Here is an 11,986-nt window from a genome sequence, read left to right on the forward strand (position 1 = left end):
TTCAGCGCTCGTTCCAGTGTAGGTCCGAAGGGCCGCCCCGATTCGAGGGGATTGAGACACAGCTCCCTTCAGTCGGCGGAAACTCCTCTCGAAGTCCGAAGGGCCGCCCCGATTCGAGGGGATTGAGACAAAATACCGCCCGTGCTCCGGGGTCGTTCTTATACGGTCCGAAGGGCCGCCCCGATTCGAGGGGATTGAGACTAGAATTTGCTCAAACTCGGCTGTAATGAAGTTAATGTCCGAAGGGCCGCCCCGATTCGAGGGGATTGAGACTTATCAAATTTTCCTATCGGGGCAAGTATTTTTACGTCCGAAGGGCCGCCCCGATTCGAGGGGATTGAGACTTGACCAGGGCAGGGTAGTCGTCGAGGCACTCGGCCGTCCGAAGGGCCGCCCCGATTCGAGGGGATTGAGACCTTATTGACGACCCTACTATGATGCGTGTAGCACTTGGTCCGAAGGGCCGCCCCGATTCGAGGGGATTGAGACTGTTGCTTCTCATTATTCATGGGCAGGTGAACCACGTGTCCGAAGGGCCGCCCCGATTCGAGGGGATTGAGACTAAAACCCGTATTTGTTTGCTAAGCTGTCGAACTTTGTCCGAAGGGCCGCCCCGATTCGACGGGATTGAGACTTAGCAAAATATTCCGGATCAATAACATCGCCTTTTTGTCCGAAGGGCCGCCCCGATTCGAGGGGATTGAGACTCCGTAAGAGTTCAAGGCGGAAATGGTTATTAGTCTGGGTCCGAAGGGCCGCCCCGATTCGAGGGGATTGAGACTTCTTCTCGCCGTCTTTTGTCTTCCATTGTTCCGGTCCGAAGGGCCGCCCCGATTCGAGGGGATTGAGACTTCATCCGGCAAGATATCCAAACACGCCGAAATCAAGTCCGAAGGGCCGCCCCGATTCGAGGGGATTGAGACCTAGAGCCTCAACTCAACAAAATAATTCTCCCCATGGGTCCGAAGGGCCGCCCCGATTCGAGGGGATTGAGACTTGATTTCACCACCGTCAAAACTTGCACAGAAGCGAGTCCGAAGGGCCGCCCCGATTCGAGGGGATTGAGACAATTTCCGTGGTCGTAGTTGTGGCTTCCCCTCGTTTGTCCGAAGGGCCGCCCCGATTCGAGGGGATTGAGACTCAAACTATCCGCGCCATAAGATGCGCCGAGCTTGTTGTCCGAAGGGCCGCCCCGATTCGAGGGGATTGAGACATCCCAAATTCGCGGCGCAAAACAGGAAGAGGATTCAGTCCGAAGGGCCGCCCCGATTCGAGGGGATTGAGACGTGCGTAAAAGTGTTGGTGCGCACCCTCGCTCTTGCGTCCGAAGGGCCGCCCCGATTCGAGGGGATTGAGACTTCACTCATGCTATTAATGTATTCACCTTGGGATTCAAGTCCGAAGGGCCGCCCCGATTCGAGGGGATTGAGACAGTAATTCTTCATCAGGCTCTGGCATTATAGGAGTTAAAGTCCGAAGGGCCGCCCCGATTCGAGGGGATTGAGACTTAGTTAACGAAAGATGGTTACATACCCTATCATGCAGTCCGAAGGGCCGCCCCGATTCGAGGGGATTGAGACGGATCGACATCTTACCGACGCCACCTAATCGGCTTTCCGTCCGAAGGGCCGCCCCGATTCGAGGGGATTGATACTCATCTGGTTGCCTTCATCGTCTTTTACTGCGTACTTGGTCCGAAGCGCCGCCCCGATTCGAGGGGATTGAGACATTGAAACTGAACACGTTTAAACTGGTCATGAAAGTTGTCCGAAGGGCCGCCCCGATTCGAGGGGATTGAGACTTCTTCAGCGCGGCAAAGGGCACCATCTTCAGCTTGGTCCGAAGGGCCGCCCCGATTCGAGGGGATTGAGACTTGTGGTATTCGATGTGAAATCTAATCATTAAGCCTGTCCGAAAGGCCGCCCCGATTCGAGGGGATTGAGACGTAGGGGCACGGCGCGCCGTGCCCCTACGGTGGATCAGTCCGAAGGGCCGCCCTGCCAAAAACGACCGCACGGCCACTCGGATTCGAGGGTCTTGAACTCAAATACCTTCCCGCAGAAACCCATCTGCAGCCACGAACGTGGCGTCGAATGTCCCCTCCAATATTTTTTCCGGATTTTTTTGAAAAAGCCTGCCGCCATGCCGTTAGTATTGTTAGAAGCATCACCCATACCGACATGACCAACGGAGGTTTTCAATGAGCATATCCAGTGAGAAACATGAAGAACCCAATGCCGCCGGCGGCCATGACGGAAAGGCCGGCATTCTGGAAGATGAGTTCCTGCAGCTGGCTGATCTGGTGACGGTAAAAAAGGATGCGGCCAAAAAGGCGGCCAAGGGCGCACTGGCGGAACTCGATGTCATGATTCGGGATAAGCGGTGGGAGGATGCGGTAGAGCTTTTCCACCCCCTCGAAGACAAAATTCCGGAAGCAGCCGGCAGCGGATTGGAAGGATCGGTTCGCCAGAAGATCGCTTTTGCGCTCGGGCAGATCAAGCGGTTTGACGATGCCATCCAGGAGCTGGAAATCTGCATTCAAAAGGATGCGGAAAATTTTTACCTGCACAATTCTCTCGCCTACACCGCCTATAATTCTCTGTATGCGGCAAAGAACCGGGAAATATTTCTCAGCGGGAAAAATCGGCAGGAGCGAATCGACCTGGCCCACCGCCATTTTACGGCGGCCCAGGCGATCCGGCCGGACGGGGTGACCAATTTCTACCGTCAGGGCATGTTGTACCGACAGATTCAGAACAAGGACAGAGATGCCCTGCCGCTGTTCCTCAAGGCGATCGCAAACTGGGAAGGCCTTGCGCCGGAAGAACGGGAAGCCAGGCACCAGGAGCGAAAAAACTATGTTAAATCCCTTTACCAGGGGGCTTCGGCCGTGCTGGAAAGCGGGAGACCCCAGAAGGCCCTGGACCTGCTCAAGCGGTGTCTGGCTGAAGACAACGGCAGCGAATATATCTCCATGACGTTCAAATATTTCGCCCTGGGCAAGGTCCACTTCAACATGTGCCGGTTTATCGAGGCCAGGGACGCGCTCCTGTTTTCCCTGAAATGCAACTCTTCGGGGCCAGTGGATTTTGTTCGGGAGCTTCTCGGTCGAACCTATCTCGCCCTGGGCAATCCGGCCAAAGGCCTCCAGGAAATCGAAAGAATTCCTGAAAAAATCCGGCGCCCTTACGTCCGTTGGACCGAATCCGACCTGCGGATCAGCCTGGAGGATTTTGCCGGCGCCAGAACAGCCCTGATCAACTGCACCGAACGCGACAATCGTTCCCGTCACAAGACCCTGGTCCGGCTGGCCAGGCTTGAATACCTGCTCGGCAGTTACCGCGAGGTCATGGGATACGGGAAAAAAGCCTGTGAATTCTTCGCGGAAAAATGGGGGCTGGTTTATGCCGAAGGTCTTTACTGGCAGGCATTGGGGGCCTATCGCCTCGGTTTGACGGATGATGCCCGGTCCCTTGTGAACCAACTGGAGACGGAGCACCCGAACTATCCGGAACTGAACAAGCTGAAAAAACATTTGTCATGAATATCAGAACAAAGGGGGCGATCTTGAACCTTCCCGGTCAGAAAAAACAACCTGCGGATACCACCGATTATCGGCTGATGCTGGCATCGGTTGAAAAACGGCTGCTTGCCGGGGACTTGACGGAAAGCGACCGGTCTCTTCTCGTCAGGCCGGATATCCCCCAAAACATGAGTCCGGACCAGAAGGTCCAATGGGCCGGCCTTGCCCAGATGGCCGGCGAGGTCGAGGCGGCATTGTCGATTCTGGAGACCGTAAACCGGTCTGCGCCGGATCATACGGACGCATGGCAGGCGCGCCTGGAACTGCTCATGGTCCTGGGCCGCAGACAGGAATTCGCGGCCGTGATGGCGCAGGCCAAGCATTTCATCAAGGGCGATATCTCGAATGTTTATTCAGACGGAACCGATACGGGAAAGGCCGAGCAACCGGATCAGGAAGACACGGATCTTTCGGCCGGGCCCTTTGAACGCCTTCATCTCCGCCAGCATCGGCTGGACCGCTATATTTCGATCTTTTCAGGGCGACGCGACGTTTTCGCGCGCCAGTGGGTGGACAGAAATACCGGCAAACAGGGGTATGTTCCCGTACGCCGGGAGTTTACACGCCAGGACGCCGAAGATCACCTGAGTGGAAGAAAAACCTACGGGATGTATCTCCTCAAGGAAGACAGCACGGTTTCCGTCGGCGCCGTCGATGCCGATCTGAAAAGCGATTTCAGAAAAACCCCGGTGACGGCCGATATCCGTCGACAGGTCCACCGGGAGAAGGCTTACATGATATCGCGGATCAAAGAGCTGGCGAGGGATGCCGGGACGGAGACCCTGGTGGAGTTCAGCGGAGGGAAAGGTTTCCATTTCTGGTTCTTTTTCAAACCACCGGCGCCCGCCGATGCGGTAAGGAGCTTTTTAACGGGCATCATGGATGCGGTGGCCGGGGACCTTTCCGTCTTTTCACTGGAGGTTTTTCCAAAGCAGGACCGCTTGGGCGGGAAAGGCCTGGGAAATCTGATCAAGCTGCCGCTGGGGGTTCACCGGCTTACGGGAAAACCATCCTGTTTTATGGATTGCGCTGATCGCTCGATGGACGCCCAGCTTGATTTTCTCTCGGGAGTCGCCTTCCTTTCGCCGGAAGAATTGGAACCAGGCGAGTCTCCGATGAAAAAGGATCCCCTCCTCATTCACCCGAGATGGAAGGCCTGGGCGGAGGCATATCCGGACCTTTTCCTTCTGGAGAAAAAATGTCCGCCGTTGGGCCAGATTATCTCTCTATGCCGGAACGGCGAGGTGCCTGCGCAGCGGGAGGAGCGCGTGATGCTGCAGACCATCGGATTTCTTCCCCGGGCCAGGCATCTTATCCATTATCTGCTGGGGGCCTCGCCCGAATACAATCCCCACCTTGTGGATTTCAAGCTCAGCCGGCTGAGGGGCACGCCCCTGGGGTGTCAAAGAATTCATTCCCTGTTGTCCTTTCAGGGGGATTTTTGTGAATTTGGGAACATTTTCAAATACCGGCATCCTCTCCTTCATATCGAGGGGTGGAAGGATGCGTTTTCAGGAGCAAAAGCGGAGAAAGCGGAGAACCTTTCCGGCGCCCTCGAGAATCTCAGGACGGCGATCCATCAGGTCCTGATCTTCATGGCCTGAACGGCATATCGCAGCGGCGTCGACGTTTCTGCATCAGTGAAAACGGACGGAAGAGGGGGCATTCCATGGAGTCCTTGTATGTGATTGAGCCCGGATGTTATCTGCGCCGGGAGGGCGCCGCCTTACATGTCTGCAAGGGCAAGCAGGTGGTGGATCGGATTCCGGCCGACGGATTGAAGAAGCTGACGCTGGTGGGATATGTATCTTTAACCGGAGGCGTTCTCGATTTTTTGATCAGCCGGCAGGTGGAAACGGTTTTTTTGACGACAACCGGGCGTTTCCGGGCAAGACTGGGGGGTGACGTGCATCGGCACGTGGAACTGCGGCGCGCGCAATATCTGAAATTGGGCGGCGCCGGCGCTGCGGCCGTCGCAGCCGGGATCGTATCCGGAAAATTGGAAAACATGGCCCGGTTCCTGATCGCCAGGGGCCGAAAGTACGGCGACGACGCACTGCGTGTCGCGGCGGCCCGAATCCGCTCGATCCGGCGGATCTGTGATGCCGATACGCCGGACCTTGACCGCTTGAGAGGCCTGGAAGGCGCCGGTACGCGGTTTTATTACGGTACGTTCGGAGGTCTCCTGAAAAATCCGGATTTTCGTTTCAACGGCAGGAACAGGCGACCGCCGCTGGACCCCGTCAACGCCCTCATGTCGTTTGTTTACACGCTCTTGACCAACGAGGTGCTCTCCGCCGTCAAGGCGGTCGGTCTGGACCCCTATATGGGCGCGCTGCACGAGATCAGTTATGGCCGGCCCTCCCTGGCCTGCGACCTGGTCGAGGAGTACAGGTGCCGGCTGGGAGATCGGATGGTTCTTGGTTTGATCAACCGGAAGATGCTCTCACCGGAAGATTTCACCTATCGAAAAGATCCCCCGGAAAATTTTGTGGATGAAAAAGAGATGAAGGAAAAGCGCCCTGTCGAGATGAAACCGCATCTTATGAAAACATTCATCGCAAGCTATGAAGAGATGATGGGAAGAGAAACCCACTACCCGCCGGATGATTGTCAGACATCCTACAGGCAGGTGATTCACAGGCAGGCGGCCAAGTTTGCGGGCCATCTTCTCGATGACGGGAAGGTTTACAAACCGTTCATATGGGAACATTGAATGTTTTACCTGGTGTGCTTCGATATTGTCGATGACAGGGACAGAAGGAGAGCTGTGAAAATCATCGGCGAATACGGCTACCGGGTCCAGAAGTCCGTCTTCGAGTGTCCGGGGCTGAACGAGAAGCGTTTCCTCAAGATGCGGAATCGTCTTGAAGAGACGATCGACAGCCTGTGGGACACCGTCCGATTTTACAGGCTCTGCAAAGGCTGCGTGCAGGAAACGGAATTCGTGGGGGTCGGAGAGCCCCCGAAAACCGCTCTGGCGAGAATTTTTTGAGATGCACGAAGGCTGCGCTGTCTGATCTCAACCCACCCGCCCCGCCCGTCACGCCGGCTTCCGGGTGAAGACCCACTGGTCCCGGGAGGAGAGCGCCGGATTGAACGCGTAGCCCCCTTCCGTGAACGCCTTGAGCCCCCGGGCGTCCGATATGCGCTGCTGAATCGCGAACCGGCTCATCATGCCCCGGGCCTTTTTGGCGTAGAAGCTGATGACCTTGTAAGTCCCGTTTTTGTAATCCTTGAAGACCGGCGTCACGACGCCCGCGGCCAGCCGCTTCACGTTGACGGCCTTGAAATATTCGTTGGAGGCCAGGTTGACGAGGGTTTTCCCGCTGCAGGCCTCCAGGGCCGCGTTCAGGGCCTCCGTGATCCGGTCGCCCCAGAAGCGGTAGAGGGTCGCCCCCCGCTCGGTGGCGAGCGGCGTGCCCATCTCGAGCCGGTAGGGCCGGATGAGGTCCAGGGGCCGGAGAAGCCCGTAAAGCCCGGACAGGATCCGGAGGCGGGCCTGGGCGGTCTGGAAATCCGCGGCGGAAAAGGTGTCGGCCGCAAGCCCCTCGTAGACGTCGCCCTTGAAGGCCAGGACCGCCGGCCTTGCGGTTTCGGGCGAAAAGGGGAGGGTCCATTCGGCGAACCGCCGGTGGTTCAGGAGGGCCAGCTTGGAACTGATGCCCATCAGGCCGGACAACTCCTCCGGCGACAGGGTCTGGAGGGCCTGCACCAGGCGTTCGGACTCGTCCAGAAATCCCGGAAGGGAATAGTCCGCCGTTGCGGGGGGTGTTTCAAAATCGAGCGTCTTGGCGGGCGATATCACCACGAGCATCTTCAGCTCTCCTCGGTCGGTGCGTTCGCGTTGATCCTGCAGCCGGCAAGTTCGCCGCGGGCCGCCCCGGTCATGCCAGGGTGACCGTGTACTTTCGGACGAAGTCCACCGGGTGATAGGATTTTTTGGATTTTCGGAGGCCTTCCTCGCCCATGTCCTGCTCCCGGTTGACCCGTTGAAGGTGGCTGTTTTCTGCGAGAAACATCTGGTTGATGGCCTGGTAGATCCCTTTGAATGCGGTGAGCCCCTTTTCGAAATGGATGAGGACGGTCTCGTCGTTCATCCGTTCGGCCACCGTAAAGGCGGCCATCTCCCCGTCCACCAGGATGGCGCCGCCGAAAATATCGGCAAGATCCTCCCAGTAGGCCAGCACGCGCGCGATCGCCCGGTTTTCGGAGGAGAGGGTCTCTTCGGATTCGCAATCCCGCCAGACGCACCAGTCCTCCTGCATCGCCAGCGCCTTTTCGATCAGGTCCGGCGAGAGCGGCACATAGGCATGATCATATTTCCCCAGAAACTGGTTAAGGAGATTTTTTTTCTTGTGAAACCGGTTTCCCTTGAGTTCAATGAGATCCTTCACGGAATAGAGGTAGTCCCAGTGCTCTTCCGCCGCGGTGACGGTGATGCCTTCGCCCAGGGCCGCCTTCCAGTCATGGATGAGAGGCTCCGGTACCCGGATGATCGTCGTTTTTTCGGGAAAATGGCAACGGATGCGGTGGGGCCAGTCGACCCGGTCCCACGGCCCCACGGGCGCCCAGAGAGCGCTGACCGGCTGCGCTTGCCGGATCCAGACCAGATCGTCGTCCCAGGCCCAGGTGAGCCCGTATTCCCGGCTCCAGCCCCACAGGTTGACAAAGCTGTAGTCCGATGCTTCCCACCGGGTCTCTTTCAGGCGCTCGCGGTAGATGTGCTGCTTGTCCAGAGAGACGGGCTCAAACGCCAGCGTCATGGTTTCCTCCAGGGTGGATGATCATAAGGACCGGTGCGGCATGTTGTCTCGGTCGTTCAACATGCTTAGTTTAATTTGGCTTGCGCATCATGTCAAAACTTTTCAGAGAAATCGCACAACCCCGGGTCTTCAGTGTGAATACACTGTCCGGCCGCGTCGCCGATGTTGCCCTTGCCGCCCCTGGAGAAGGCTTCGCGACCTTGCCGGACTGAATGCGAAGGCGCCTTCCGTTCCGGAGGCAGCCGCGCCTGTGGAGGATTGAAGAATGAATGCAGACCGATTTTTTCAAACGCTTTTCCTGGAAAACATCAACCGCAGGGAGTTTCTCCTGCGGCAGTTCCGGGGCGCCATGCTGGCGGCCGCCGGCATGATCATCCCCGCCCCGCTCATGGGCGCCCCGGAGCCGGATATCGGCATCGCCACCGGAGGCCCCGGGCCGGCCGCCCGGAAGGCGGTGGACCTGATCGGCGGCATGGGCAGGTTTGTGAAGCCGGGCCAGAGGGTGGTCATCAAGCCCAACATGAGCTTCGCCCACGATCCCGAGCGGGGGACCAACACCCACCCGGAGGTGGTCCGGGAACTGGTGGCCATGTGCAAGGAGGCGGGCGCCGCAAAGGTGCGGGTCCTGGACCATCCCCTCCGGAAGCAGGAGCTCTGCATCGAGGGGATCAAAAAGGCCTGCGGGGTCTTTGACGAGGATATGGTCTACGGGCTCACCGACAGCGAATTTTTCGCCCGGGCGGACATCCCCCGCGGGAAGGAGATGACGGAGACCGACGTCATGCGGGACGTGCTGGAGGCGGACGTCCTGATTGCGGCGCCGGTGGCCAAGTCCCACGGCAGCGCCGGCGTCAGCCTTTCCATGAAGGGCATGATGGGGCTCATCTACAACCGCTGGGTCATGCACGTCCGCTACGATCTCCACGAGTCGATCGTCGACCTGGCCAGCCTGCTGACCCCAAGGCTTGCGGTCGTGGACGCCACGCGGGTGCTCTCCACGGAAGGGCCGTCGGGCCCGGGCAAGGTGTTGAAGATGAATACGGTGATCGCATCGCCGGATATGGTTGCCGCCGATGCCCAGACCGTCCGGATGTTCGAGTGGTACGGGCAGCGGTTCGAGCCCCGCCAGGTCAAGCATATCCGCATCGCCCACGAGCGCGGGCTGGGGCGCATGGACGTGGAAAACCTGCAGATCCGGGAGGCCGCCGCATGACCCTCGGGCCGACCCCCCAGCGGATTCTTCAGGGTTTCTGCTTTCTGCTGTTTGTGCTTCTCATCGGCCTGACGTCATTTCCGCTGGTTTCGCCCATGCCGGTGGACGCGTTTCTGCGGATGGACCCCGTGGTCGCCGTTGCGACATGGATCACCTCCCGGACGCTCGTCGCATCCCTCTGGCCCGCCGCCGCGCTGCTGCTCCTGACACTGGTCCTGGGGCGGTTTTTCTGCGGATACGTCTGCCCCCTGGGGTCCGTCATCGATGCGTCGGACGCCGTGGTCCGCAGGGCCATGCCGCGATCCGGCCCAGGCCGCCGGGAACCCCCCGCCTGGCGGCATTTCGGATCCCTCCTGCTGTTTTTCATCGCGGGCGCCGCCCTTCTGGGGGTCTCCTTCGTGTTTCCGGTCTCGCCCATGGTTCTGGTCACGCGCTTTTTCGCGCTGGTCATCCATCCCGCCCTGTCGCTTCTCGGAAAATTCGGGCTGGCCGTCCTTCGCCCCCTGGCCGACGCCCTGGACCTGACCTCGGCGGCCTACCTCCAGATCGACCTCCCGCGCTACGGCCTCCAGTGGTTTACCCTGGGCACCGTGGGCGCCATTCTGGCCGCAGGCCTGATCGCCCCGAGGTTCTGGTGCCGCTGCCTCTGTCCGGCGGGGGCCGCCTTCGCGCTCTTTTCAGCAAGGCCCTTTATCCGCAGAAGGGTTTCCGAGGACTGCGTCCGGTGCGGGGAGTGTCAGAGAGCCTGCCCCATGGCGGCCATCGCCGCAAACCCCGTCGAGACGGACTTCAGGGCCTGCATCACCTGCCACGCCTGCGAACGGATCTGCCCGACCCGGGCCGTTTCCTTCGGGGGCGGCGCCGCCCATGCGCAGGCGCCGCCGCCGGTGTGGCCCGAGCGGCGTCAGGTATTGCTGGCAGGACTAGCGGGGGCCGGAACGGCCATGGTCACCCTGACGGGGCTGGGCGCCCGGGAAAATGCCGTCGTTCCCGGCCAAATCCACCCGGCGGACCTGATCCGGCCGCCCGGGGCGGTTCCCGAGAAGGCTTTTCTGGCCCGGTGCATCCGGTGCGGGGCATGCATGAAGGCCTGCCCTACCAACACCCTGCAGCCCCTGGGGCTTTCGGCCGGGATCGAGGCCTTTTTCAGCCCGAAGGTCACGCCCCGGCGGGGGCCCTGCGAGCCGCTCTGCAATGTCTGCGGCGAGGTCTGCCCCACCGGCGCACTGAGACCGCTGGCTTCCGAGGAAAAAATCTGGGCCAAGATCGGCACGGCCCAGATCCTGCGCCACAAATGCCTGGCATGGGAGTTCGATCGGGGGTGCCTGGTGTGCGATGAGGTCTGCCCCTACGACGCCATCTCCCTCCGGTCGGTTGCCGGGGCTTCGGTCCCGGTGCCTTTCGTCCATGAATCCCGCTGCAGCGGGTGCGGGTTCTGCGAGCACCACTGTCCGGTTCAGGCGCGGGCGGCCATCATCGTCGAGCCCATGGAGGCCCTGCGGCTTGCGGAGGGGTCTTACCGCGAGAAGGGGCGGGCGGCCGGGCTTCGCCTCAGCATCGGCAAACCGGCGGCGAAGGAAGCGGCCCCTTACGATCTGCCTTCGGGCAAGGGGCCGGCGGGCGCCCTGCCTCCCGGATTCACGGAATAGCGGGGCAAGAGGCGAGGGGCAAAGGGCCAGGGGCTAAAGGCCAAGGGTTATGGGTAAAGGGCAGGCGTATCCCGGGGCGGATGGGGGCTGATTCATGGAACCCCAGGGCTATTCCGTTTCGCTGCCGGGGCCGGGCACCGCCACCGTCCGGACATTGATGCCGATCATGCCGCCTTTCAGGGTCATCCGCAACGGCTCCCCGTCCCGAACCACCACCATCTCGACGGTATCCTCCTCGGATTTCTGCTTCACCATGGCAACCAGTTGCTGTGAATTCTCGATGCGCACGCCGTTGTACTCGACGACCAGGTCGCCTCTTTGCAATTGGAGGGCTTCCGCCTGGGTTCCCGCATTGACGTTGATGACCCGGACCGCCTGCTCCTGAAGCTCCTGACCCTCGGGCAATTCGGGGCTCTCTTCCCGGGGGGCCTCGGCCGCGGGCATGTCGAGGGGGGCCTGCGCGACCTTTTTGGACCTGGGCATGACGGAGACCTGGCGCAGCTGCGTCAGGCTGTAGAAGAAGACGTAGTTCGTCTCGTCCAGGTTCCGAAGCAGTCGCTTGACGGCGGTTTCGACGGGCTCATCCTCGGCCGAAAAGGTGATGTTCTCCCGGGACCGGTCTTCCAGCCCCGTCACCGAGACATCGCACTGGCCCGCCACGGCTGCGATCACCTCCGCCAAGGGCTTTTGGGTGACGCTGACGGTGAGCCGCTGTTCCATGGGGGAAAGCGGCGGCCGGGCGGCCGCCCCGTCAAGCTCGGCGGCACGCGCGCGC

9 protein-coding genes and 1 CRISPR repeat array are annotated in these 11,986 nt (G+C 60.1%); of the genes, 6 read left to right on the forward strand and 3 right to left on the reverse strand.

Annotated elements, in window-relative coordinates; translation table 11 throughout:
• Nucleotides 1–22 precede the first annotated feature (22 nt).
• Nucleotides 23–2,044: a CRISPR direct-repeat array (repeat unit 36 nt; unit sequence GTCCGAAGGGCCGCCCCGATTCGAGGGGATTGAGAC).
• A 156-nt stretch (nucleotides 2,045–2,200) separates the two neighbouring features.
• The 4 genes from ACEW8N_RS07350 to cas2 all read left to right on the forward strand — a co-directional run bounded on the left by ACEW8N_RS07350 (nucleotide 2,201) and on the right by cas2 (nucleotide 6,578).
• The gene (locus ACEW8N_RS07350; RefSeq protein WP_373499152.1) at nucleotides 2,201–3,544 is read left to right on the forward strand and encodes a tetratricopeptide repeat protein; all 1,344 of its coding nucleotides are present in this window, start codon (nucleotides 2,201–2,203) and stop codon (nucleotides 3,542–3,544) included.
• Nucleotides 3,541–5,187, forward strand: coding sequence for a CRISPR-associated primase-polymerase type A1 (locus ACEW8N_RS07355; RefSeq protein WP_373499153.1), 1,647 nt, complete (start codon nucleotides 3,541–3,543; stop codon nucleotides 5,185–5,187). Before ACEW8N_RS07350 ends, ACEW8N_RS07355 begins: the two co-directional genes overlap by 4 nt.
• Nucleotides 5,188–5,252: 65 nt before the next feature.
• The gene (cas1, locus tag ACEW8N_RS07360; RefSeq protein WP_373499154.1) at nucleotides 5,253–6,299 is read left to right on the forward strand and encodes a CRISPR-associated endonuclease Cas1; all 1,047 of its coding nucleotides are present in this window, start codon (nucleotides 5,253–5,255) and stop codon (nucleotides 6,297–6,299) included.
• Complete coding sequence (gene cas2, locus ACEW8N_RS07365; protein WP_373499155.1) at nucleotides 6,300–6,578, forward strand: CRISPR-associated endonuclease Cas2; 279 nt, start codon at nucleotides 6,300–6,302, stop codon at nucleotides 6,576–6,578.
• A 48-nt stretch (nucleotides 6,579–6,626) separates the two neighbouring features.
• On the opposite strand, the gene yaaA is transcribed toward cas2, so the two are convergent.
• A complete protein-coding gene (gene yaaA, locus ACEW8N_RS07370) occupies nucleotides 6,627–7,400 on the reverse strand; it encodes a peroxide stress protein YaaA (RefSeq protein ID WP_373499156.1) in 774 nt (257 codons plus the stop codon).
• A gap of 70 nt (nucleotides 7,401–7,470) precedes the next feature.
• Nucleotides 7,471–8,349, reverse strand: a complete 879-nt coding sequence (locus tag ACEW8N_RS07375) for a DUF2156 domain-containing protein (RefSeq protein ID WP_373499157.1) — start codon at nucleotides 8,347–8,349, stop codon at nucleotides 7,471–7,473.
• A gap of 265 nt (nucleotides 8,350–8,614) precedes the next feature.
• On the opposite strand from ACEW8N_RS07375, the gene ACEW8N_RS07380 reads away from it, so the two are divergent.
• Both ACEW8N_RS07380 and ACEW8N_RS07385 read left to right on the forward strand, forming a co-directional pair.
• Entirely contained in the window at nucleotides 8,615–9,562 is a 948-nt protein-coding gene (locus ACEW8N_RS07380; RefSeq protein WP_373499158.1) for a DUF362 domain-containing protein, read from the forward strand.
• On the forward strand, nucleotides 9,559–11,211 hold the full coding sequence (locus ACEW8N_RS07385) for a 4Fe-4S binding protein (RefSeq protein WP_373499159.1): 1,653 nt from the start codon (nucleotides 9,559–9,561) through the stop codon (nucleotides 11,209–11,211). Before ACEW8N_RS07380 ends, ACEW8N_RS07385 begins: the two co-directional genes overlap by 4 nt.
• A 108-nt stretch (nucleotides 11,212–11,319) precedes the next feature.
• Here the strand turns inward: ACEW8N_RS07385 and ACEW8N_RS07390 are convergent.
• The coding region (locus tag ACEW8N_RS07390) for a PDZ domain-containing protein (protein WP_373499160.1) at nucleotides 11,320–11,986 on the reverse strand (667 nt) is incomplete at its 5' end.

Source organism: Desulfococcus sp., assembly GCF_041737845.1.
GTDB lineage: Bacteria > Desulfobacterota > Desulfobacteria > Desulfobacterales > Desulfococcaceae > Desulfococcus.